Origin of the sequence: Bradyrhizobium sp. SZCCHNR1002, from assembly GCF_032381435.1 — a bacterium.
Classification (GTDB): Bacteria; Pseudomonadota; Alphaproteobacteria; order Rhizobiales; family Xanthobacteraceae; genus Bradyrhizobium; species Bradyrhizobium aeschynomenes.
In genome coordinates this window covers 100,276-122,900 of sequence record NZ_JAUHIS010000002.1, presented here as the reverse complement: position 1 = coordinate 122,900, position 22,625 = coordinate 100,276, and the positions used below count along the sequence as shown (strand labels likewise).

The following is a 22,625-nucleotide window of genomic DNA, read 5'->3' as shown; positions in this document are numbered from 1 at the left end:
GAGGATGACCGACGTCGTCATCCACCGCGTCACCGCGCTCGATCTCAAGGTCGAGCCGTGGGACTGGCCGTTTGCGCAAGCGCGCCGCGACGAGATCGCGGCGCATTTCGCCGAGCGGCAGCGCGAGAAGCCCGGCCTGTGGAACGGACGCATCCTGCTCGGGCGTGATGCTCGCTTCCACAACGGCCAGTTCTCGGCGAGCTATTTCGAGACCGATTTCGCCAGCCTGCTGGCCTGGCGCGACTGGGGCTTTCCCGATCGCACCGCCTTCAACGGCTTCGGCATGGGCGCGCTGCGCGCGGCCGACGGCGCCTTCGTGCTCGGCGAGATGGGCGCGCACACGGCCAATGCGGGGCGGCTGTATTTTCCGGCGGGCACGCCGGATCTCGCCGATGTCGATGGCGGCACGCTCGATCTCGCCGCCAATGTCGCGCGCGAGGTCGAGGAGGAGACCGGGCTCACGCCGGCGGACTATCGCGCGTCGCCGCATTGGGACTGCGTCGTGACCGGCGCGTCGATCGCGATGATGCGCGTGCTCGATGCGCCCGAGACGGGCGATGTCCTGCAACGCCGGATCGAGGCCAACCTCGCGGCGCAGGACGAGCCGGAACTCTCGGCGATCCAGCTCGTTCGAAGCCGGGACGATCTGACGGCGGCGATGCCGCGCTTCGTCACCGCCTTTCTCGAAACGCAGTTCAACGCCGGAGAGACGTCCCGATGAGCAAGACAGCGCGCCCGCTTGCCCGTGAGCTGGATCCGTTCATCTCGCCGTTCCGGATCGATGGCGGCCACAAGTTTCACCTCAAGTCGCACAAGACGAAGGTGAAGGGCGGCCTCGACAAGGAAGAGGGCGAGGCGATCATCGAGGAGAACCGCAAGCGGCTCGCCGACTTCCAGGAGAAGCTCTACGCCCAGGACCGCTGGTCGGTGCTGGTGCTGCTGCAGGGCATGGACGCCTCAGGCAAGGACAGCGCCATCAAGAGCATCTTCGAGGGCGTCAATCCGCAGGGCTGCGAGGTGACCTCGTTCAAGCAGCCGACCTCCAAGGAGCTCGACCACGACTTCATGTGGCGCAGCGCCATCGCGCTGCCGGAGCGTGGCCGCATCGGCATCTTCAACCGCTCCTACTACGAGGAATGCCTGGTCACGCGCGTGCATCCGGAGATCCTCAAGGCCGAGAAGCTGCCGCCGAGGCTCGTCACCAAGACCATCTGGCGCGAGCGCTTCGAGGACATCTCCGCCTTCGAGCGCTACCTCACGCGCAACGGCACCGTGATCCTGAAGTTCTTCCTCAACATCTCCAAGGAGGAGCAGCGCGAGCGCTTCCTCGACCGGCTGGAGCAGCCTGCGAAGAACTGGAAGTTCTCGATGGGCGACGTGACCGAGCGCGCCAAGTGGCAGCGCTACCAGGCGGTCTATCAGGACATCGTCCGGCACACCTCGACGCCGTTTGCGCCGTGGTACGTCGTGCCCGCCGACCACAAATGGTTTGCGCGCGTCGTGATCGGCTCGACCATCGTCGCCGCGCTCGAAAGCCTCGATCTGCATTTCCCGCGCGTCGATCGCGCCTCGCTCGACGAGTTCAAGGCGGTGCGCAAGGCGCTGGAGAACGAGGGCAAGGGCGGGAAGAAGGGCTGAGGGGGAGGGCGGGCTGAAGCGAGAAGCGCACTCGTTCGTCATTCCGGGGCGCGCGCAGCGCGAGCCCGGAATCCATAACCCCGATCGCCTGCGAGGAGGCAAGATCCCCGCAACAGCGAGTTCGGCACCAACGACCGCGTGTGGCTATGGATTCCGGGCTCGCGCTGCGCGCGCCCCGGAATGACGGAGGAGAAGGCGGCTCAAATCAGTTGGAGGCGAGCATGAGGGATCATGCTCAGCCGCTCGCTCCCGCAACCTCACCTCACGCCGCGCCCGCCCGTCGCGTGTCATCCACCTGCAGAAACCGCTGCGTGAAATCCGCCGCCGGCATCGGCTTGCCGAAATGATAGCCCTGGCCGTGCTCGCAGCCGAGGCGCAGCAGGAATTCCGCCGTCGCAGCGTTCTCGATGCCTTCGGCGATCACCGAGAGCCCGAGCTGCTTGCTGAGGCTCACCGTCGAGCCGACGATGGCGGCGTCGTCGGATTCCGTCAGCACGTCGCGCACGAAGGAGCGGTCGATCTTCAGGCCGTCGAGCGGGAACTTCTTGAGATAGCTGAGGCTCGCATAGCCGGTGCCGAAATCGTCGAACACCAGGCTGACGCCGAGTGCCTGCAGCCGGTTGAACGTCTGCAGCACGCCCGGTTCGTCGTGCAGCAGGATGTCCTCGGTGACCTCGAGCTCCAGCAGACGCGGCGACAGGCCGGTCACGGTGAGCAGCTTGCTGACGGAGGCCGCGAGGTCGCCGGACTGGAACTGCGACGGCGACAGGTTGACGCCGACGCGGATCTCATGGCCGGCGAGCTGCCACGCGCGCGCCTGCCGGCAGGCGGTCGTCATGACCCAGGTCGCGACGGCCTCGGAGAGCGGCGAGGTGTTGACGACGGGAATGAAATCGCCTGGCGGCACGAGCCCGCGCGTCGGATGGCGCCACCGGATCAGCGCCTCGGCGCCGATGACGCGGCCGCTGAGCAGGTCGACTTGCGGCTGGTAGAACAGCTCGAATTCGTCTCGTTCGACCGCCAGCGCAAGCTCGGCCTCGAGCGTCAGCCGCTGCTCGATCTCGCGGCGAATCGCGCTCTCGAAGATCACGTGACTGCCACGCGCGTCGGTCTTGGCCCGGCACAAAGCGAGGTGGGCGTTGCTGAGCAGCTCGTCTGCCGTGTGCCCGCCCTCGGGATGCACCGCGACGCCGAGGCTGACCTTGACGCGCTGCTGACGTCCGCCTGCTTCCAGCGGAGCCTCGAACAGGTGTGACAGATGCTCGGCGAGCTCGGCCACGGTGCCGCCGATGGCCGAGCAGGGAATGGCCACGGCGAACTCGTCGCCGCTGAGCCGGGCGACGCGGCCCATGCTGCCGATCTCACCGCGGAGCCGCTCGGCCGCCGCCCGCAGGACACGGTCGCCGAAGCTGTGGCCGAGCATGTCGTTGATGTGCTGGAAGGCATCGAGCCCGATCACCAGCAGCACCACGCGGTCGGAGGCGGCATCCGCGGCCGCGATCATGCCGGCAAGTTCGGCCTGCAACGTGTTGCGGTTGATCAGCGCCGTCAGAGTATCGTACTCGGCGAGATAGCGGATGCGCGCGGCCTCGCGCTTGCGCACCGAGATGTCGCGCAGGATCACGCCATATTGCAGGCCATCGGCGCCCTGCCAGGCTGAGAAGCTGGCTTCGACCGGAAACACTTCGCCATCCTTGCGGCGGCCGTCGAACTCGACCGTCGCGCCGCCGGGCAGCAAGGTTGCAGGCAGTGCGGCCTCCTGTTGCGGGAACAGCTCGCCGGTCTCGCTGCCGTCGGCGCGCAGGCGTGCGAAGGGCTGGCCGATGATCTCGTCGGGGCCGTAGCCGAAGATCGCGACCGCGCCCGGATTCCACACCGTGATCCGCTTGTCCTGATCGGTGCATACCAGCCCGTCGCCGATCGACATCGCGATCCGCTCGAAGCGGCTCTCCGCCACGTGCCGCAGCAGACCGCGAAAGTCGATCTCGTCGAGGGCCGTCGTTGCGAGATAGGCGACCAGCGCGATCTGCAACAGTGAGGTGTCGAACGTCAGCGCGTAGCGCGCGTGCAGCAGCACGGCGACGGCCTCGATGCCGATGCTGATCATTGCGATCAGCAGGGCGCGCCGCGCCGCCGAGAGATAGCGCCAGCTCAACAGCATGGTCATCACGATCAGCAGCAGGCCAGCCACGGTCGCCGTCATCGATGTCGACAGCAGGGTGCGATGCTGAATGATGGATTCGGCCGCCAACGCCTGCAGCACGACGCCTGGCAGCACGCGGCCGTTGGGTACGCTGTAATAGTCGCCGAGCTCGATCGCGGTCGCGCCGACGATCACCCGCTTGTCCTTGAGCTTCGCCAGCGCCGATTCGTCGCCACGGAGCACGTCGACATACGACACCTTGGGCAGCGACGACGGATCGATGCCGTAGTCGACCAGGAAGGACGTATCCGTGGTCGCGTTGCTGCCGGCGAGAAAGGCGCCCATCGACTGCAGGAAGGTTTTGTCGTCGCGGTCCCCGAAGGCGTAGCTTCGGACGCGGCCGTCGCGCGCGACCTCGATGTTGACGAGCGCCGTCCATGCCAGCTGCTCGAACTGCGTCAACGGCCGGTTGACGTGAATGCCGGCCTCTTTTCCCGTCGTATTGAGCTGCTTGAAGATCGGCAGCACGACCGAGCCCTTGGCGTTCTGCAGCGCCGCCGCGAAAGCCTGATCGGACGCCGCGTCGGACGGCGCGCTGAAATCCACGTCGAAGGCGACGTCGCGCGCGCCGGCGCGCTGCAGCTGTTCCAGCAGGCGGGCGTGGGCGGTGCGCGGCCAAGGCCAGACGCCGATGGCCTCGAGCGAGCGCGGATCGATCGCGACCACCGCGATCTCGCCGCTGGCGGGACGGCTGTCGAGGCGGAAACGCAGGTCGACGAGTGTATGGCTCAGCAGCTCGTAGCAGCCGGACAGGCCGACCGTCAGCAGCGTCACCACCACCAGAATATGCGGCATGAACCGCCTGAACATGCCCCCTCCCGAATATCCGCGCGCCAGGCCTATGCCCGCGTTCGCGATCCCAAACTCAATCTGCCCTCGCCCGCAGTGTCGTCAGCCGCCCCGCAGTCGCGTCGTGGACCGATGCGTGACGTCGCGCTCGAAACGGTCCCATCAATCCTTGCCGTGGCCATAGGCATAGGCGTTGCCGCGGCCGCTGTTGCCATGGCCGCTGTTGCCATTGCCGCTATTGCCATTGCCGCTATTGCCGCTGTTGCCGCTGTTCCCGTGACCGCTGTTCCCGTTACCGCTGTTGCCATTCCCGCTGTTGTTGCTGCTGCCGTTCCCGTTGTTGCCGTTCCCGTTGCCGCCGTTGCCATTGCTGGCGGCATTGGCGCTGGCGGAGCCGCTCGGCGAGCCGACTGCCGCAGTGACAGCGGCTGCCACGGAGGAATCTCCCGACGTGCCGCTCGCCGCTGTGCTGCTGGTCGAATTGCCGCTGCCGCCTCTGGCATCGCTCCAGGCGGTGCTGCGTCCGCCGCCGCCGGCGGAATGCGTGCCGTGGGCGAGGCCGCGTGTGGCCTTCTGGATGTTGAGATTGACCTCGCCGATCGAGCTCGAGATCCGCACGACGTTCGGACGTGCGCCGACGGTTGTGGTGGCGGAGCGTTGCGGTGACGGCGTCGATGCGCCCGGACGGATCGCCGGGCCGTTGCTGTTCAGCGCGTGGATCACGCTCCCCTTGGCCTCGCGCGGCGCATGCAGGCCATCGCGCGGCACCGGAACCCGGTCGATCGTCGGCGCGCGGGGGCGCCCCTGCTCGATCGGGCTGAAGCTGCCGGCGCCGGACAGGCTGAGACCGGATCGGCCGGTGTTGAAGGTCGTGGCGGCCTGGCCGGGCATGACCTGCGCGATCTGGCCGGTCTTGAAGTCGGACACCTGCACCTGGCCGCGGCTGACCTCGACCTTGGTGCTGCGGCCGGAGATGGTGACGCTGAACTGCGTCCCCTTCACAACGGCGGCCAGATAGGGTGTTTCGACCTCGAAATGCTGCACGTTGCGCTTCTCGACATCGAGCAGGATCGAGCCGGCGCGCTGCAGGATGGTCGTCGCCATGCCGTCCCTGGCCGCCGTCGGCAGGCCGACCTCCGAGTTCGGCGCGATCACCATCGTCTCGGCGCCGCGCGTCAGGCGCACGCGCCCGGTCGGACCGGTGCGGATCGTATCGCCGGGCTTCAGCGCGTCGTCCGGGCCGAGCGACACCTGGGATGCGCCAGGGCTCGTGACCCAGACATCGCCCGACGACTTGTTCACCAACCATGGATCGCCGTCGGCTGCGCTTGCAGCAGGCGTCGCGCCGATGAGGCACGCGATCAGTCCCGGTATCAGGAAGCGCTTGGATGGCATGGCGGCGAGCTCGCGTCGTGGATGGCCCTTGAAACTAATCGAAATGTTTCAAGAGACCCTTAGGAGTTGCGGCTCGGTTTTCTTCACGCATTTACACTTCATTGACCTTAACAAACTAAGAACGAGGCATGCGTGCTCGTCGTGTCGAGGGAAAGGAAAGTCCTGCGGACCGGCGTGCCGGTATGCCCGCACGGCACGCTCTGCTCGGGTTCCGCCGAACCGCCCTCGTCACGTCGGTCTGTTTGTCCGCCGTCTGGGTCGCCGGCGCCGCTCAGGCACAGCAGGTCAGCCAGCCGAGCTTCGATCCGCGTCAGACCGAGCGGGTGTTCGACGAGCAGTCGCGCCCCGCGCAGCCGGCGCCGCCACGGCCGCGCGCGCCGCAGTTCGAGACGCAGAAGAGCGCGGGGGACCGCAAGCCTTTGTTCACCCTGCGCGGCGTGACGCTGACGGGGGCCTCGGCGCTGCCGGCCGATCAGCTCGCGGCGGCCTATCAACCCTATCTTGGCAAACCGGTGTCGCAGGCCGACCTCGCCGACATCGCGGCTGCGGTCAGCGACCAGTACCGCGCCGCAGGATTCCATCTCAGCCGTGCGATCGTGCCCGCGCAGGACATCAGCGGCGGCCGGGTGCGGATCCAGGTCATCGAGGGCAGCATCACCGACGTCAGCCTGAAGGGCGAGGGGGCGGAGGAGTTCGGCATCCGCCCGATGCTCGCGCCCGTGCTGGCCGAGCATCCGTCGCGGCTTGCGACGCTCGAACGGCAGCTGCTGCTGATCAACAGCCGCGGCGGCATCCGCCTCGCCGATTCCGCGCTGGAGGAGATCGGCGGCACCACCGGCCGCTTCCGCCTTGTGCTCGATCTCAAGACCTGGCACGTCTATGGCTTTGCCGGTGTCGACAATCTCGGCTCATCCACCGTCGGCCCATGGCAGAGCTACGCCACCGCCGCGTTCAACTCCTACCTGTTGCCGGGCGATACGCTCACTGCCAACCTGTCGACGACCCCCGGCGATCCGCGCCAGCTCGCGTTCGGGCGGCTGTCCTATGACGTGCCGGTCGGCATTGATGGCGCTCACATCGGCGCGTCCGCGCTGTACAGCGAGGTGCGGCCGGGCGACAGGAGGCGGCTCTTCAACGACAACACGGTGACGGAGACGTTCGAGCTGCGCAGCGGCATCGCACCGGTCCAGTCGCAGCGCGCGACGTTGAACCTGACGCTCGCGGCGGCGTTCAGCAACGTCACCGAGCGCGACGTGTTCGGCATCTGGTATCGCGACCGGATCCGGACGCTGACCCTCACGGCGGACTATCGCTGGAAGGATGATGTCGGTGGCGACAATTACCTGACGCTGGCCTACCGGCAGGGTCTCAACGCCTTCGGCGCGACCGCGGCCGACGATCCCCTGGCCTCGCGCAACGGAGCGTCGCCGAGCTTCTCGGTCGTCAACGGCTGGTTCGCACGCTACCAGACGCTGTCGGAGGCATGGTCGCTGAAGATTGCCGGCGCCGGCCAGCTCGCCTCGGGGCGGCTGTATAATTCGCAGCAATTCTATCTCGGCGGCCTGTCCTACGGCCGCGGCTATGGCAGCGCCGAGATCAGCGGCGACAATGGCGTCGCCGGAACCTTCGAGGTTCGCTTCGAGCAGAAGCCGGACTTGGCCTATCTCAAGAGCTATCAGCTCTACAGCTTCTTCGACGCCGGGCTCGCCTGGAATGACGGCTTCCGTCCGTCGGATGGCGTGGCGTTGACCTCGGCGGGAGCCGGCGTGCGCTTCACCTTCCCGAACGACTGGCGCGCCGATCTCGGCGTCGCCGTCCCGCTCGGCTATCGCGCCCCGGACAACACGACGCGCAGCGCACGCCTGCTGCTGACGCTGTCGAGCGTGCTGAAGCTGTGCCCTCAGCGCGGGCAGGGGCCCTGCATCTGAAATTTCGTGCCGGTTGGGCCTGGGAAGCGGACGGTCCCGCAGCCCGGCCGTGAGGGCCGGCATGGGCCAACAATGGTCTTGGAACAGCCGCTGCTCGGGTACGAGTTTCTTAACTTAGTTCCTTGGGCCAATGATCAGGCCGGACTTAGCTAAGCCTCACTTATGGTAAGCTACGACAGCGGGCTGTTTGCGGATCGATCCCCCGTTGTACCGCTGGAGGCGCGACTTGTATGTTTGTCCGATTTGTCGTCGGCAAGGATGGCGAAAATCACAGGTGGCTGACGGGTATCATCACTGAAGCGCGGCTCCTTCGCGACCGTGGCCAACTGGCGACCTATCAAAACGCTTGGCTTGAAGACACGTACACGTGGTTAAACGCCCATCTCCCTTGTCCGCCATTCTCAACGAGCAACTGGGGAGCAGAAGCAGTTTCTTGGTTCAAGGACACAGCCGAACCATCGATCAAAAAAATGTGGGAAATCGCGGCCCTCCTTGAGGAGCACGGCATCGCAGTGCGCCTGCTCAGATCGAAGAACCCGGGAAAGATTGTCTATGAGGACGACTTTCAGATCGTAGTTCAGGAGTGGAAGCGTCTCTAGACCATGCCAGCGCCAACGTCCGCTTTGGAGCCAACAGCGGAAGCCAGGAAAGCCAGTTTAGATAACGAAACAGCCCGTCTGGAACAACGATTGCTTTGCGCAAGAGGCAACCGGATGTATCTTCAGGTTAATCGGTCCGCTTCCGATTTAGACATGCAATGTTCGACGATTGCTCGCCCAAATCAATCCAAACACTGACTATTGTTTCGGGAAAGCCTGGATGGGCGCCCGTCTTTCTCGCCACTCTCATCGTCCTTGCAATAGCAGGGTTGGCGAGCGGGATTGCAGCGCCTAGAGATCCGGCCGGAGCGATTGTCATCCTCGTCGTCATTCTTTGCATTCTTGTTTTCCGAGCTACGGTCCAATGGATCGCGGAAATAGATCAGGTGGCTCGTCGTCTGACGATATCAAAACGATGCTTAGGCGGTCGATGGCTGACGGTGACGGCACGTTGCTCGTTCGATGAATGCAGTGAAGTAGGAGCTGTCCAGTACACGGACCCTGTTTGCGCCAAGATCTATTTGGAATTCGGGCGAGGCGGAAAATATGAAATTCCAGTGGAAGGTTCTAGTTTCAATGAGGCCGCGAAGATCGCCTCGGAATTGTCGAGTCTAACTGGAATCCCAAGAGGTCTCGACAGGTTCTCGAATTAGCGGGCGGTGTTCTTGAGATACGTAGCTAATGTACGTCCGATCAGGGTCATAAGCGAACTTCGCCGGGGCCAGCTGGCGACGCCCGAGACGGGTCAGATCCGGACGAGACTTTAGCTCGCGAAAACGTCGGGAATTCAGGTGTAGTGAAGTGTTCCGTTAACCGCACACAGGCGTTGCGGTATGTATACGTCACACTATTATTGCCGGCATGATGCCGAGCTACATACTCGTCCCCGGTCCGCCGGTTCGCCCAGCCAGTTGGCAGCCGACGGCCGAACTGCTGCGACAAGCGGGATGTTCTGTACAGGTGCCGGACGTCCTGGCTCACTGCGCGCCTCCGCCGCGCTGGCGCGCATGGACCGAGCACCTGCTTGCCTGCATCGATGCCCAGAGCGGCGCGATCGTGGTGGCGCACAGCTCCGCATGCGCGCTGGCAGCGGAGCTGGCCAGCAAGATGGCCGTGGGCGGCTTGATCCTCGTCGATGGTGACATCCCGCCCACGCATGGATTTGTTCGGCCGGTCAGGCCCGCTCTGCTCGCGTTCATCGCAGCTCTGGCCGACGAACGCGGAACGCTGCCGGTCTGGTCGCGATGGTTTGAGGGCGACCCGGCGCGCGCGCGCCTTGTCGGCATCGACATCTTCCAGCGCAATGGCGCGGCATTCAGCCGTTTCGAGCAGGGGCTGCCACGTCTCCGGCTTGACTGGTTCGACGACGCCATCGAACTCGCGGGCTGGGATCATGTGCCTGCCGCCTACATTCAGGCCTCGCCGATCTATGATCATGCAACGGCGGAAGCCGATCGACGAGGATGGCCGTTTGCAAGGCTCCATGGTACCCATCTGGATCCAGTGCTACGGCCGGATGTGATGGCGAACGCCATCATGAAAATGACCGGCCGCCTGGAGCAGCGTGCCGCGTCAGGCGAGCGCGGCGGCTTCGTCACCCATATGCAATTGATCCGCACGCCCCCGCTGCAAGACAGACGCCGTGACGCGAAGGGGGAAGCTGGCACCAACTTGCAGTCCGAACTCGGGGAGCGGATCACGGAACTGGCGCGCGGCAGGGGCCTTGAGGCCCGAAGCGCTGCGGGATCGCTGATATCGTGGCCCTCGATCATCCCGATGCACTGTGTGACGCTGACGTTCGGAGACTACGAGATCGCGATTTTCGCAGATCGAGTCGATCTGCTCGGCAGTGGGCTGTTCAAGCGTTTCGAGATCGACGACTTCAAGGATCCTGACGGGCTGCGAGAGGCCGTCCTGAGCCTCGTTGGTGCCTTGCTGGACATGGACCGCGCCACTCTGGAAGTCAGCATCAAGACCGTTGTCGAGCAGCGGCCCGGTCTGTCGATCAGGATACGAAACGAGAATCCTTTGCCGGGCGTGTTCGCGATCGAAAGCCTCTGCGGCAGCTTCCCGGATGAGATCGACTGGCAGACCATTGCGAGCGAGCTCGCGCGCCAAACCGGATACGCCGTTATCTTCGTCGGTTATCGCTCGGCAGGTCGCCGTGATCACCCGGAGGCCTTCATGGCGTTCCACGTTCCACATCTGACAGACGGATATCTGGAGGACGCCCGAAACAGGATCGAGCCCGTTGGCCCGGATGGAAAGGCTTTCAAGCGGAACTGACTTTGCAGGCAGCGCAGGCACCGCCTCACTTCCGCTTCGGAGCCAAAGCGGCCCTCCGAGAGTCCGATAGCTTGCTTCCGATTCGAATCTCGAGAGCGGACCTCCTCGGCGCCGGCTGGAAGGTCCGGCATGGGCCAGAAGCGGAAGCTTGGTCTCGCGCGCAAACCCACCGTCCCGCAGTCGCTGACGGAAGTCGCGATCACCATCCGGGCCCCTTAGGAAGTCGAGGTGTTGTGATGCTATTCAGATTCACCTTCACAAGAGCCCAAATGCCCGCAACCTGCAATTCATCTGAGTGGCGCCATACGAGAGAATCGTCGAGTTGCGTTGCGCTGAACTCAACGTAGTTGTCGGCATAGGCTCGCAGCACTCTATCTTTGTAGCCGTAAGCAACAACTGCAAGGTTATCCGCTATCCGGATCACTAACAATTCGACCTGGCCGTTAGCGATGTTTCTGACCAGCAACTTGCCAGTCCACTTGTTCAGTTCCCTTGGTAGTTCATTCAGCGCCGGTCCGTGAAAGGTGCGATTGTTGATGCGAGCTGCGCCCCACAGACGTTGGAAATTGGCTTGATCGGATGGAATAGGAAGCGGTTGGTTCTCAGGCGCGGATTCCCGAGCGTCCGGCGGAGCCGACAACGCTTGATTCGCGTGCTCGGCTTCACGGCCACATGCAGCCAAGGGCGCGCATAGCGCGGCTCCGATTAAAGCCCTCCGCGACATTGGAGCCAAGGAACGTCTGATCGAAGGATTCTGCTGCTTCATAGGCTCAACCGAGTTGAATGTCGCGGACATCCTCTGTTGGAGGTCCGCGACTCTTGGCCATCGAGCATCGTTAGGTTGTATAAAGATCTGCGACCAAGGATAACGCGCAAAATGCTCAATTTTGAATGAAGGCTCGTACGACTTCCGCTTCGGGTCAAAAGCCGCCTTTTGGCGGTCCGACGGCTTACTTCTGGTTGAGCCTGAGAGGCGGACGTTCGCAGCGCTGACCGGATGGTCGGGGATGATGGGCCAGGAGGAGACATTCAGGTGCAGGGGCCGGATATTGCGGCCTTCATTCGTGTCGCCAGACCTTCACGGCTGAGATCACCAAGATGGCTGCGAGACCCGGCAGCAGAACTGCATTTGGTACGATACCGAGGAGCAAGCCGCCAGCGAACGTGCCGATCACTGATCCTGCGGCCATAGCAAGCATGAACGGCCAATTGGCGTGCAGCACTGCAAAACTCTGGTCGCGGCTGTAGCGTGCAAAGCCTACCAGGATTGTCGGAAGGCTCACTGCAAGCGAAAGACTGCCGGCCAGCTTCACGTCGGCCGCGAACATCAGGATGAGCGTCGGGATAAGAAACTCGCCTCCGGCCACGCCGAGTAGTGACGCCACGACGCCAATAACGAAGCCTGCGACGACGCCCGCGACAACCAAGTACACGCCGGTCAGAGGCGGTACGCTTCCTGCTTCGGTATCGTGTGCGAGCAGCAGCACGCCAGCTATCACGACAAGCAATGCGGCAATGATCTTGTAGAGCGTCTCTGATTTGAGGCGCGTCGCCCAAGCAGCGCCCGCATATGCGCCAACAAGGCTACCCGCAAGCAAGTTGACGATGATGGGCCAGTGCGCGCCAATTTCGTCAAAAGGCACGGTGCGAGCCCGGAATGGCAGTGCGGTCGCCACCACGACCAAGCTCGTCGCCTTGTTCAGGATCACGGCTTCAAGACCGCGAAATTTGAACAGGCTGATGAGCAGAGGCAGCCGAAATTCTGCGCCACCAAGGCCGATAAGACCGCCCAATGTACCAATGGCGACGCCGGTGCCGAAAGCGGCGGGGTTGCTTCTCATGGGATCACGATAGATCAGGCGCAAAACTGCGCCAACGATACTTGCCCGTGATCCGTCACGGCGGAGAGTTTCACACCTGCTTACGGCAGGGCGTGTGGCCAGCACAAATCCTAGCCCAGGATTTCGGCCAATCACAAGCCGCGAATGTCAGCTTCGGGTCGGGAGCGGCCGATCGGTCCCGCGACCGCTTGCGTCCGGCCGAGGCCCAGAAGCCGGCATTGCCCCGCAGGCCAGCAGGTCCGAGGCGGATGACAGGTCGCCGCGCCGAAGAGGTTGGCATCGCGGCGGCGGCGTCCCAGAGAGCTGCCGATTTGTGCATGGTGCGAGTCGATGCAGTCGGACAACAGCGCGCTGCGCGCTCCACCAGTTTCATTTTCGGCCGACAGCAGATGCGATGCAGCCTGCCCGTGCGGCCGATCAAAAATCTCCGTGCCGAAACACGGGATCCCTCGGCCGGCGCGATGCGCCGACCTTCTCCCAACGAGGCGAGCTGAAACGAGACTGCGGATCTAGACCGGCTTGCCCTGACCGTGGAACAGCCGGCCCTTCTCGGTGATCAGCACGATCACCAGCGCGGTCGCCGTGCAGGCGAGAAAGCCGGTCGCGAACGGCAGCGGCGTGCCGTCGAAGGCCTGGCCGACGACGGCGCCGGCGGCCATGCCGAGCAGGGTCGTGATCGAGCCGTACAGCGAGGAGGCGGTGCCGGCATTGGCGCGTTGCGGCTCCATCGCGAGCGCGGTGAAGTTCGCGAACATCAGGCCGAACGAGAACATCATGCCCGCCGACAGGGTCATGAACAGCCAGAGCGGCAGCAGGCCCAGCATCGCAGCGCTGAAACAGACCAGCGCGATGACGACGGCGCCGACCAACGCGCCATGCGAGATCATGCGCATGCCGAGCCGGCCTACCAGACGGGCGTTGAGAAAGCCGGCGATCGCGATGGTCACCGCGATGGCCGCAAAGGCCAGCGGGAAATAGTGACCGAGCCCGTAGAATCCGGTGAACAGTTGCTGCGACGACAGCACGTAGCCGAGCACGGCGCCGAAAATGCCGCTGGCGGCGAGCGCATAGCCGAGCGTCTGCCGGTTGGTCAGCGTGGCACGGAAGGCGTCGCTGATCGCGGCGACCGAAAACGGCTTGCGCTCGTTCTCCGGCAGCGTCTCAGGCAGCCGGAAGATCGTCCACAGCAGCGCGACGATGCCGTACACGGTCAGCACGACGAAGATGCCGCGCCACTGCGTCAGCAGCATCACCGCCTGGCCGAAGGCCGGCGCAACCACGGGAATGGCGATGAACACCATCATGGCCAGCGACACCACGCTCGCCATGCGGCGGCCGGCGTAGCAGTCGCGCACGATCGAGGTCGCGATCACGCGCGTCGCAGCCGTGCCGAGCCCTTCCAGCGCGCGCGCCAGCAGCAGCGTCTCGAACGAAGGCGCGGCGATCGCCAGCAGGCTGGCGATGACGTACAGCACCATGCCGCCGACCAGCACCGGGCGGCGGCCGAAGCTGTCGGACAGCGGCCCGATCGCGAACTGGCCGAAGCCGAAGCCGATCACGAACGCCGACAGCACCATCTGCACGCGGTTGGCGCTGCCGATGTGGAAGGCCGAGCCGATGTCCGGCAGCGCCGGCAGCATCATGTCCATGGCGAGCGGGTTCAGCGCCATGATCGCCGCGATCACGATCACGAACTCGGTGAAGGCCATCGGCTGGTGGCGGACGATTTCGATGGTGTCGGCACTGGTATCAGCCAAGGCGCGGGCCTTCCATGATGTCGGTCGAGCGGGGGGATAGCGTCGAGCATAGGTATCGGATTTGCTGCGACGCACAAGGCGCGTTTCGGAATGGCTGGTCAACGGCCCGGCTGGCGCGATTGTGACCGCGCGTGAGCTGGTGAAAATTGCGCCATTCCTTCGGCGATGGTAACGCGCGTGTGATCGACTGGCGGATCCGCACGCGCATGAAGACCTACAAGATCGTCGTCTATGTCCCCGCAGCGAATGGCGAGGCCGTGCGCCGCGCCATGGGCGAGGCCGGTGCCGGGCGCATCGGCAACTACGATTACTGTTCGTTTACCATGACCGGCACCGGCCGCTTCCGGCCGCTCGCCGGCGCCAATCCGACCATCGGTGCAGTCGGCCGGCTCGAGACGGTCGCGGAGGAGCGCATCGAGACCGTGTGTGCCGAGGACCGGCTGCGGCCGGCGCTGGAGGCGATCCGTGCCGCGCATCCGTACGAGGAGCCGGCGATCGACGTCTATCGAATCGAGCCGGTGGACTAGCATGCCCGTCCTTCGCCTCGTTGCTGCGACGCTGGTCGCCTCGCTGATGGCGCTATCGCCCCCTGCGGCGGTGGCCCAGGACAGCGCGCCCGCCGAGCAGATCTCGGCCTTCCGCCTCACGCACGGCGAGGGCCGGGTCACCCGCGATGCCACGCTCGACCGCATCGCGATGGAGCAGGCGCGGGCGATGGCCGACAAGGACGACCTCAGCCACGAGGTGCTCGGTCCCTTCACCCGGCGCGTCGCACCGTCCAAGGCCGGCCGCGCCGCCGAGAACATCGCCTATGGCTACGACAATTTCGACAAGACGCTCGGGCAGTGGATCAACTCGGCCGGCCATCGCAAGAACCTGTTGCTGCCCAAGGCGACCAAGGTCGGCATCGCCAGCGCGAAGAACGCCAGCGGCAAGCGCACCTATTGGGCGATGGTCATTGCCGGCGACTACGATGCCGACAGGCCGAAGGGCCATCCGAAGAGCAAGGGCAAGCCGGTCGTGGCGCAGGCCAAATCCGAGACGAAACCCGGGACGCGCTGGGGCGCCAAGCCGCCGGTCTCCTCGTCAAAGGAGTGTCATCTCAACATCAAGGTGATCGGCCTTTGCATCTGACGCCCCGATCTCAGCGCGGCTGCTTCTTCAGGTGCAGATAGCCGGGATCGAACTCGCCGATCGCGCAGAGGCGCTGCCAGTTGGAGACGGTCAGCATGCCGCTGCGGAAATCGACGGCGCGGCTGGCGCGCAGCTCGACCAGGGTGCGATTGACGGTGGCGATCGCCATCCCCAGGGCTTCGCCGAGCTGGACCAGGCTGACCGGCAGCTCCAGCTGCTCGTCGCGAACGAGCCCCAGCGCGCGGGCGCGATAGAACAGCTCGCAGAACAGATGCGCCATGCGCGCAGGCTTGCCGCGCGCGCTGTTGTTGGTGATGGCCTCGCGGAAGATCGCCGCATCGATCAGGGTCTCGCGCCAGATCGCAAAGCCCAGCGCCGGGCGCCGGGTGATGGCGCGCGTCAGTTCCTTGTGCGCAACACCGGCCACCAGGGCCGGGCCGATCGCGCAGACGGCGTGGTCCATGCGATCCAGGAACAGCGCCTGGGCGTCCGGCCAGTCGCCCGACATGTGGAACGAGAGATATTGCCGCTGGCCGCCGGGCAGCAGATGATAGCGCGTCACCCAGCCCGATATCACGACGACGGATTGGTCGGGCTCGTCACCTTGCCGGATCAGGTCCTCATGGTCCGCCAGCTCGTGTAGCACGAAGCTCAGATTCCTCACCTCGGCGATGTCGTCTGCCGACAGCCGGGAATGCTCCTTGAGCTTGTTGACGACGATCTTGTCTGCTTCCATGGGAAATCGGGCCCGTTGATCCTCTCGCGTATCAAATGAGATGGTGCGGCTCGCAGTTCCTACTAAAGTGTTGGTATCAGGGGATGCGGAAGCGAGTTGCCGGTCGCCGCATCGGGAGAACAGCCGTGCCCCACATCGCGTTCCTCTACCGGCTCCGCCGCCTGTTCGGCGGCTCGGGTCCACATATCGAGACCATCGCCGCGGCGCTGACCGAGGGACGCCTCAAGCAGCCCGCGCATCCGATGTCGGATCAGGAGCTGTCGCAGGCGATCCGCGAATTCCAGAGCCTGCCGCCGACCGAGGACAGCCTGAAGAAACTCGCGCGGCGGCTCGGCGACGTCGGCCACGATTAAACCGACTGCCGATCCGGTGTTTCCCCGGAGGAACCCGGCTTGGCAACGCCGGTCGACTCGCGCATCAATGGGGGATGCTTGAGCTTCTCACCCGCCACTGGGTTGCCGCTGCCGGTTTCATGGCCGCAGCGCTGCTGGTGCTGGTGCCGCTGCTGGCGGCCGACTGGCCGCTCGCGCTGCTGCTGATCTTCCTGCATTCGCCGGGCTATATGATCCACCAGGTCGAGGAGCACACCGGCGATCGCTTCCGAAGCTTCGTCAACACCGTGATGTTCGGCGGCCGCGAGGCGCTGACCACGGTCGACGTCCTCTGGGTCAATTGCGGCGCGGTCTGGGGCATCGATCTGATCGCGCTCTACGTCGCCTGGATCGCCGGCCCCGCCTGGGCGCTGGTCGCGCCATATCTGATGCTGGTCAACGCGCTCGGCCATATCGGCCCGGCGCTGCGCTTCCGCAGCTACAATCCCGGCCTCGTCACCGGCATCGTCCTGTTCATTCCGCTCGGGCTCGTGACCGTGCTGACGATTCCCGCGACGGCGGCGCAGCATGCGCTCGGCTTCGGCCTGTCGCTGCTGGTGCACGTCGTCATCGCCGTCAATGCCATCCGGCGCGCGTCGCATGCGCCCGCCGCGGCCTGAGCGACGGTTTATTCGCCCGGCACGAGCTGGACGGTCGGCGGCGGCGCTGGCCGCCGCAGCCTGCGCCGCGACAGATAGAGCAGCACGCCGGTGACGGCGAACAGCGGCATCAGCGCGGCGGCGAGCATGAAGAGCAGCTGCCCCGGCCAGCCGAGGATGCTGCCGCGATGGATGTCGAGGATGCGCGCGAGCACGCGCTCGCCCATCGTCTTGTCGGCATAGCGCTCGGCCGAGATCAGCCGCCCCGTCGTCGCATCGATGCGGAATTCGTCGCGGCGTCCGTCGTGATCCTCGCTCGGCCAGGTGCGCACGCGCACCATTGTGGCGGCGCCTGCGGGCAGGGTGAGCTGCATCACGGCGAAGCGGTCGCCGACCTGCTCGCGCAAGGTGGCCCCCACTAGATCGAGCGCCAACGGCTTCGCCTGGGTGTCCGCCTCGCTTCGGCCGCGCGCCGCTTTGCCCGGCATCGGCGTTGCCGCCGGCGCGAGCAGCCATGTTAGCCCGTCTTTGTACCACGCATAGGAATAGGACAGGCCGGTCAGCGCCATCACCAGATAGACCGGCAGCAGCCAGGTGCCGACGACGCTGTGCAGGGAGCGGTGCAGGCCGCGGCCGCTGAGGGCGAGCTGCGGCTTGAGCCACAGCTTTGCGCTGCCCGCGCGTTTTGGCCAGCGCAGCACGATGCCAGAGATCAGCAGCACGACGAGGCCGAGCACGGCGGCCCCGGTGATCTGGCGACCGGTGCCGTTGCCGTCGCCGGGCAGCAGCAGCCAGCGATGCAGGCGACGCACGGTTGCGAAGAACTCTTCGCCGCGGGGCACACCGAGCACGCGGCCATCATAGGGATCGACCAGCACAGAGGAGGGACGGCCGCCGTCCGTGTTGCGCGCAAAGCGGACGCGGACCGCCGCCGCGGAATCGCGCGACAGCGTGATCGCCGAGACCTTGCCGATGTCCGGATCGGCCTGCAGCCGCGCGATGAGCGCGGCGGGGGCGAGCGGTGCCTCCGCGCGCGGCGCGACATGCGCCAGCGCGGCGTTGAGGCCGGCCTGGATCTCGTCCTCGAAGCTCATGATGGCGCCGGTGAGTCCCATCAGGCTGAGGATCAGCGCCGCCGCCAGTCCCACGATGGAGTGAAGTTGCAGCAGCGCCGGCTTGATGCGGAATGCCGTCATGCGGCGCCTCTCGTCTAGAACTTCACCGTCGCCGACAGCGACACCCGCCTGGCATCGCCGACCGCGACGTTCAGCACGCTCACCGCAGAGGGATAGTAGACGTTGTCGAACAGGTTCTTGACGTTGAGCTGGTAGATCACCGGCAGGCTCTGGTGTCTGGTCTCGTAGCTCGCGAAGACGTCGGCGACGACGTAGGACGGCAGCACGAAGCTGTTGGCGGCGTCACCGGCGCGGTCGCCGACATAGCGCGCGCCGCCGCCGAGCCTGAGCTTGCCGGGCACGGCGGTGCCGAAATCGTAGACGAGATACAGCGAGGCGGTGTTGAGCGCGACGTTCTGCAGGCGGTTGCCGCGATAGGTCGGATCATCGGTGACCCGTGCGTCGGTGTAGCCGTAGCTGCCGATCATGCTCCAGGCGTCCGAGAGCTTGCCGGTGATGTCGATCTCGGCGCCGCGCGAGCGCACCTTGCCGGCGGTGGTGTATTCCACGACGTTGCTGGCGTTGGTCTGCGACACCAGCACGTTGCTCTTGTCGATGTCGTAGATCGCGACGGTGCCGGACAGCCGCTTGTCGAGATCGAACTTGAAGCCGGTCTCCCAGGCCGTGCCTTGCTCCGGCGCGATGTTGGAGCCGAGCACGACGCCCCCGGTGAGCGGCGCGATGGTCGAGTTCGGCTTCAGCGACTGCGTGTAGCTGGCATAGAGCGAGAATTGCTCGTTCAGCTTGAGGATGGCGCCACCGAGCGGCAGCACCTTGTCGGCGGCGACGTCGGTGTTGGCCTTGAACGGCCGGCCGCGGCCGGCGATCTGCTCATAGTCCATGTAGCGCACGCCGCCGACCAGCGCGAATTTGTCGGTGAGATGCAGCGTGTCCTGCAGGAACAGCGAGTAGGTGCCGAGCTTGTCGGTCTGGTCGCTATCCGTCGCCGAGATCGTCGTGCCCGGCTGGATCAGGCCGTAGACCGGATTGTAGACGTTGAAAGCAAGCGAGGCCGGGACCGTCTGGCGGATCAGGTCCTGGCGATAGATCGTGCGGTATTGCGCGTCGCCGCCGAACAGCACCTCGTTGCGCATCCCGCCGATCCAGAAGCCGCCCTGCACGTAGGAGGTACCGTAGCTCACCCGGCTGAGCGAGCCCCAGGTACCGTCATTGCTGCGGGTCTCCACGCCGTTCGCATCGATCTTGGTGATGCGCAGCTGGTTGGCGCTGAAGCTCTCGGTGTTGTAGCTGTAGGCGGCGGTGAGCTTCCAGTCCTCGTTGAGCTTCTGCTCGATCGAGGCCTGCACCAGGTCGGACTGCCCCCACATGTTGTTGAACGGCTCGTCGAGCCGCCGCGTCTTGGGGATCGCCAGCGGCGCGCCGTTGACGAAGGCGGTGCCGCGATCGAACGGGGTGATGAACTCGCGGTGCTCGTAGTTGAGCTGCACGGTCGTCGTGTCGCCATACCAGGCGAGCGACGGCGCCACCAGCATCTCGCGATGGCGGCCGAAATTGCGCCAATAGTCCTCGCTGACGCCATAGCCGATGAAGCGATAGGCGAGGCCGCCGTCGCCGATCGGGCCGGTGATGTCGAGCATGCCGTCGGCGCCGGTCCTGTTGTTGGCATAGGCCGAGCCGAGCAGCGTGACCGAGCCGTGCTGATAGAGCTCGGGGCGCTTGCCGATGGTGTTGACGATGCCGCCGGGGTCCATGATCCCGTACAGCAGCGACGCCGGGCCCTTGAGCACCTCGACGCTCTCCACCGCCGCATTGAGGCTGCGGCCCTGCACCAGCGGCATGCCGTTGCGCATGATCGAGCCGTCGCGATTGTCGCCGAAGCCGCGCCGCATCACGGCGTCCTGGGTGCCGGCGAGCGTGTTGGCCTGGGTGACGCCGCTGATATTGGCGAGCGCATCGTCGATGTTGCGCGGCAACTGGTCCTTCAAGACCTGCGAGGGCACGACGTTGACGGATTGCGCGGTGTCGAGCGGCGAGGCGCCCGTGCGCAAGGTGGTTGGGCTCGGCATCGCGCGGTAATTCAGCTTCGCGGCGTTGAGGACGACGGCTTCCGCGGCCGCGCGCTCCGCGCGGGTCGGCATCGGCGGCGGAACGCTCCGCCTTTGCTGTGCGACGCGGGCTTGGCGCTGCGATTGGCTGGCGGCGACCGCGGGCTTGCGCTTCTGCGTGGGCGCATCGACCGTCACCGCCGGCAGCGTGGTCTGGGCCTGCACGGGAGAGAAGCAGAGGAGGTCTGCTGTCAAGGTACTCGCGAGCGCAAGCGCGCCACACATGCCGGTTCTCACGCGCGTATCGCGCCGGCCTTCAACATCCGTCATCGTTCACTGCACTTCCAGGCACTGCACTTCAAAGCCGCGCCATTCAAAGGGAATGGCCGGTTGACGTGAGGTCTAGCAATGCAGTGCAGCGAAGAACACGGCGCGCGCGTTTGAATCCCTCTAAGTCATGAGGTGTTTCATTGTTCGAATTGGCGCGAAGCTGCGCCACCGGCGGCGTCTTTGCGACATCGCGCGTATCGTGATCAGCGCGCGCTGCATGATCGTGCAGGCTGCGCATTCGATGAACAAACAGCGGCGTTTCATCGATCATCGCGGATGATGCGTTGCTTGTTTCATTTTCCGGAACGGGCAGGGAAGATGAAGTTGCGTGGTCGCTGCGTGGTGACGACGCGGTTCGGCCCGCCGGCCTAGTGCGCCGCAGCCAGCTCCAGCTCAGCCGGCTTGTTCGGGCCGACAAGCGGAATCTCGAGCGCGATGCGCGTGCCCTGCTGCACGTCGCTGTCGAGCTCGATGCGGCCGCCGAGCGTGGAGACGACGAGGTTGAAGGCAATGTGCAGGCCGAGGCCGGCATTGCCCTTCTCGCGGCGCGTGGTGAAGAACGGATCGAACACCCGGCCGCGCACGTGATCGGGCATGCCGACGCCTTTGTCGGCGCAGGTGATGCACACGGAGCGGTCCAGCGGCTGCGCGACCGCCACCGTGAACACGCCGCTCGTGTCGCCGGGATAGGCATGCGTGGCCGCATTGAAGGCGAGAATGCTGATGACTTGTCCGAGCGCGCCGGGATAGCTGGTGAGGACGACGCCTTCGGGACAGGACAGCGCGACCGTGAGGCCCTGGCGCGCCAGCAGCGGACGGAGCTTGGCGATGTGATCGGCCAGCCAGCTCTGCAGTTCGAACGTCTGCCGCGTTTCATTGGCCTGGTCGACGGCAACCTGCTTGAAGCTGTGGACCATCTCGGAGGCGCGGTGCAGGCTCTGCGTGGTCAGGTTGAGACCCTGCTGCAGCCGCGCGACGCCGCGCGCCAGATCCGAGCGCCGCACCGGACCGCCGCCGAGCATCTGGGCGATCGCCTCGACGTCATCTTCCATCGCGGTCGACGTCGTCAGCGCCAGCCCGAGCGGCGTCGAGACCTCGTGGCCGACGCCGGCGACGAGCTGGCCGAGCGAGGCGAGCTTCTCGGCCTGCACGAGATGCGCCTGCGTCGCATGCAGGTCGCGCAGCGACGCCTCGGAGCGTTCCTTCTCGCGCTGCAGCGCCTCGGCGGTGCGGAACTGCTTGCGCGCCTGAACCTCGCGCGCGCCGACGGCATAGAGCGAGAGCAGGCAGGCATTGCCGACCAGCGAATGATCGATGAAGCGCAGGCCCGGCGGCAGCGGCTCCGCGGCCAGGCTCTCGGCAATTGCCAGCGCGCCCCAGCTCGCGAGGCAGAACACCGCGTGGGCGCCGATGCGCAGCGGCAGCATCGTCGACACGAACAGGATGACGATGATCATGCCGGCGGCGGAGTAGGTGAAGCCTGAGGGCAACACCCAGTAGATCGTCGGCAGCACGCAGCCGGGAATGACGCAAAAGACGAGTTGAATGGGTTCGGCCCATTTGCGCGCCGGGGTCGACAGCAGCGCCGTCAGCGGCAGCAGCACGAACAGCGCGGTGCCGCCGCGAATCTTGAGCGTCGTCGGCACGATCTCGGGATAGAGCACGAAGTCCCACAGCGTGTAGCCGGCGAAGGTGAAGGCGCCGAGCAACATCGCGATCTGCGTCCAGGCGATGTTGCCATGGACGAAATGGTCCACGAACCGCCGCTCATCGACGGCATCCTCGAAACGCAGCCCCAGGCGCTCCAGCAATCTCAACATTATGCCACCGCAATCGAA

At 65.4% G+C, this 22,625-nt stretch carries 19 protein-coding genes; 9 read left to right on the top strand and 10 right to left on the bottom strand.

All coding sequences use genetic code 11. From position 1 onward, the window contains the following. Positions 1-4 precede the first annotated feature (4 nt). Entirely contained in the window at positions 5-721 is a 717-nt protein-coding gene (locus QX108_RS13050) for an NUDIX hydrolase (RefSeq protein WP_315785415.1), read from the top strand. Then, on the top strand, positions 718-1,638 hold the full coding sequence (locus QX108_RS13045) for a polyphosphate kinase 2 family protein (RefSeq protein WP_315725949.1): 921 nt from the start codon (positions 718-720) through the stop codon (positions 1,636-1,638). The genes QX108_RS13050 and QX108_RS13045 overlap by 4 nt, the downstream gene beginning before the upstream one ends. A gap of 262 nt (positions 1,639-1,900) precedes the next feature. On the opposite strand, the gene QX108_RS13040 is transcribed toward QX108_RS13045, so the two are convergent. Continuing rightward, on the bottom strand, positions 1,901-4,651 hold the full coding sequence (locus QX108_RS13040; RefSeq protein WP_315785413.1) for an EAL domain-containing protein: 2,751 nt from the start codon (positions 4,649-4,651) through the stop codon (positions 1,901-1,903). 141 nt (positions 4,652-4,792) lie between these two features. Beyond that, a complete protein-coding gene (locus QX108_RS13035; RefSeq protein ID WP_315785411.1) occupies positions 4,793-6,025 on the bottom strand; it encodes a FecR family protein in 1,233 nt (410 codons plus the stop codon). Between the two features lie 182 nt (positions 6,026-6,207). On the opposite strand from QX108_RS13035, the gene QX108_RS13030 reads away from it, so the two are divergent. The 3 genes from QX108_RS13030 to QX108_RS13020 all read left to right on the top strand — a co-directional run bounded on the left by QX108_RS13030 (position 6,208) and on the right by QX108_RS13020 (position 10,838). Beyond that, positions 6,208-7,953: a ShlB/FhaC/HecB family hemolysin secretion/activation protein gene (locus tag QX108_RS13030; protein ID WP_315785408.1), complete on the top strand. Its 1,746-nt coding sequence runs from the start codon at positions 6,208-6,210 to the stop codon at positions 7,951-7,953. A gap of 230 nt (positions 7,954-8,183) precedes the next feature. Then, complete coding sequence (locus QX108_RS13025) at positions 8,184-8,552, top strand: hypothetical protein (protein WP_315785405.1); 369 nt, start codon at positions 8,184-8,186, stop codon at positions 8,550-8,552. A gap of 861 nt (positions 8,553-9,413) precedes the next feature. Continuing rightward, positions 9,414-10,838, top strand: coding sequence for an alpha/beta hydrolase (locus QX108_RS13020; RefSeq protein ID WP_315785402.1), 1,425 nt, complete (start codon positions 9,414-9,416; stop codon positions 10,836-10,838). Positions 10,839-11,037: 199 nt separating this feature from the next. On the opposite strand, the gene QX108_RS13015 is transcribed toward QX108_RS13020, so the two are convergent. The 3 genes from QX108_RS13015 to QX108_RS13005 form a co-directional block, all read right to left on the bottom strand. After that, positions 11,038-11,604 (bottom strand): hypothetical protein, encoded by a 567-nt coding sequence (locus QX108_RS13015; protein ID WP_315785399.1) that lies wholly within the window; start codon positions 11,602-11,604, stop codon positions 11,038-11,040. A 292-nt stretch (positions 11,605-11,896) separates the two neighbouring features. After that, entirely contained in the window at positions 11,897-12,679 is a 783-nt protein-coding gene (locus QX108_RS13010) for a sulfite exporter TauE/SafE family protein (RefSeq protein WP_172131767.1), read from the bottom strand. A gap of 509 nt (positions 12,680-13,188) precedes the next feature. Beyond that, positions 13,189-14,436: a multidrug effflux MFS transporter gene (locus tag QX108_RS13005; RefSeq protein WP_315785396.1), complete on the bottom strand. Its 1,248-nt coding sequence runs from the start codon at positions 14,434-14,436 to the stop codon at positions 13,189-13,191. Between the two features lie 206 nt (positions 14,437-14,642). Between QX108_RS13005 and QX108_RS13000 the strand changes: the two genes are divergently transcribed. Next, the gene (locus QX108_RS13000; protein WP_315785393.1) at positions 14,643-14,963 is read left to right on the top strand and encodes a YqfO family protein; all 321 of its coding nucleotides are present in this window, start codon (positions 14,643-14,645) and stop codon (positions 14,961-14,963) included. A gap of 1 nt (position 14,964) precedes the next feature. After that, complete coding sequence (locus QX108_RS12995; RefSeq protein WP_315785390.1) at positions 14,965-15,570, top strand: CAP domain-containing protein; 606 nt, start codon at positions 14,965-14,967, stop codon at positions 15,568-15,570. Between the two features lie 10 nt (positions 15,571-15,580). Here the strand turns inward: QX108_RS12995 and QX108_RS12990 are convergent, their stop codons facing one another. After that, a complete protein-coding gene (locus QX108_RS12990; protein ID WP_315725969.1) occupies positions 15,581-16,306 on the bottom strand; it encodes a Crp/Fnr family transcriptional regulator in 726 nt (241 codons plus the stop codon). A gap of 125 nt (positions 16,307-16,431) precedes the next feature. On the opposite strand from QX108_RS12990, the gene QX108_RS12985 reads away from it, so the two are divergent. Together QX108_RS12985 and QX108_RS12980 are read left to right on the top strand one after the other, a co-directional pair. Further along, entirely contained in the window at positions 16,432-16,659 is a 228-nt protein-coding gene (locus QX108_RS12985; protein ID WP_315725971.1) for a hypothetical protein, read from the top strand. A 74-nt stretch (positions 16,660-16,733) separates the two neighbouring features. Then, entirely contained in the window at positions 16,734-17,297 is a 564-nt protein-coding gene (locus tag QX108_RS12980) for an HXXEE domain-containing protein (protein WP_315725973.1), read from the top strand. Between the two features lie 8 nt (positions 17,298-17,305). Here QX108_RS12980 and QX108_RS12975 read toward each other — a convergent pair whose 3' ends face one another. The 4 genes from QX108_RS12975 to QX108_RS12960 form a co-directional block, all read right to left on the bottom strand. Next, a complete protein-coding gene (locus QX108_RS12975) occupies positions 17,306-18,472 on the bottom strand; it encodes a PepSY-associated TM helix domain-containing protein (protein ID WP_315785384.1) in 1,167 nt (388 codons plus the stop codon). A gap of 14 nt (positions 18,473-18,486) precedes the next feature. Further along, complete coding sequence (locus QX108_RS12970) at positions 18,487-20,787, bottom strand: TonB-dependent siderophore receptor (protein WP_409998513.1); 2,301 nt, start codon at positions 20,785-20,787, stop codon at positions 18,487-18,489. A 43-nt stretch (positions 20,788-20,830) separates the two neighbouring features. Next, positions 20,831-21,058 (bottom strand): hypothetical protein, encoded by a 228-nt coding sequence (locus QX108_RS12965; protein ID WP_315785377.1) that lies wholly within the window; start codon positions 21,056-21,058, stop codon positions 20,831-20,833. Between the two features lie 97 nt (positions 21,059-21,155). Further along, positions 21,156-22,607 carry a HAMP domain-containing sensor histidine kinase gene (locus QX108_RS12960; protein ID WP_315785374.1) on the bottom strand — a complete coding sequence of 484 codons (1,452 nt, stop codon included), beginning with the start codon at positions 22,605-22,607 and terminating at the stop codon, positions 21,156-21,158. Positions 22,608-22,625: the final 18 nt, after the last annotated feature.

Excerpts from the sequence above, each read along its gene's own strand:
- QX108_RS13050 (WP_315785415.1), top strand. The coding sequence starts at position 5 with ATGACCGACGTCGTCATCCACCGCGTCACCGCGCTCGATCTCAAGGTC.
- QX108_RS13045 (WP_315725949.1), top strand. The coding sequence starts at position 718 with ATGAGCAAGACAGCGCGCCCGCTTGCCCGTGAGCTGGATCCGTTCATC.
- QX108_RS13040 (WP_315785413.1), bottom strand. The coding sequence starts at position 4,651 with ATGTTCAGGCGGTTCATGCCGCATATTCTGGTGGTGGTGACGCTGCTG.
- QX108_RS13035 (WP_315785411.1), bottom strand. The coding sequence starts at position 6,025 with ATGCCATCCAAGCGCTTCCTGATACCGGGACTGATCGCGTGCCTCATC.
- QX108_RS13030 (WP_315785408.1), top strand. The coding sequence starts at position 6,208 with ATGCCCGCACGGCACGCTCTGCTCGGGTTCCGCCGAACCGCCCTCGTC.
- QX108_RS13025 (WP_315785405.1), top strand. The coding sequence starts at position 8,184 with ATGTTTGTCCGATTTGTCGTCGGCAAGGATGGCGAAAATCACAGGTGG.
- QX108_RS13020 (WP_315785402.1), top strand. The coding sequence starts at position 9,414 with ATGATGCCGAGCTACATACTCGTCCCCGGTCCGCCGGTTCGCCCAGCC.
- QX108_RS13015 (WP_315785399.1), bottom strand. The coding sequence starts at position 11,604 with ATGAAGCAGCAGAATCCTTCGATCAGACGTTCCTTGGCTCCAATGTCG.
- QX108_RS13010 (WP_172131767.1), bottom strand. The coding sequence starts at position 12,679 with ATGAGAAGCAACCCCGCCGCTTTCGGCACCGGCGTCGCCATTGGTACA.
- QX108_RS13000 (WP_315785393.1), top strand. The coding sequence starts at position 14,643 with ATGAAGACCTACAAGATCGTCGTCTATGTCCCCGCAGCGAATGGCGAG.
- QX108_RS12995 (WP_315785390.1), top strand. The coding sequence starts at position 14,965 with ATGCCCGTCCTTCGCCTCGTTGCTGCGACGCTGGTCGCCTCGCTGATG.
- QX108_RS12990 (WP_315725969.1), bottom strand. The coding sequence starts at position 16,306 with ATGGAAGCAGACAAGATCGTCGTCAACAAGCTCAAGGAGCATTCCCGG.
- QX108_RS12980 (WP_315725973.1), top strand. The coding sequence starts at position 16,734 with ATGCTTGAGCTTCTCACCCGCCACTGGGTTGCCGCTGCCGGTTTCATG.
- QX108_RS12975 (WP_315785384.1), bottom strand. The coding sequence starts at position 18,472 with ATGACGGCATTCCGCATCAAGCCGGCGCTGCTGCAACTTCACTCCATC.
- QX108_RS12970 (WP_409998513.1), bottom strand. The coding sequence starts at position 20,787 with ATGACGGATGTTGAAGGCCGGCGCGATACGCGCGTGAGAACCGGCATG.
- QX108_RS12965 (WP_315785377.1), bottom strand. The coding sequence starts at position 21,058 with ATGATCGATGAAACGCCGCTGTTTGTTCATCGAATGCGCAGCCTGCAC.
- QX108_RS12960 (WP_315785374.1), bottom strand. The coding sequence starts at position 22,607 with ATGTTGAGATTGCTGGAGCGCCTGGGGCTGCGTTTCGAGGATGCCGTC.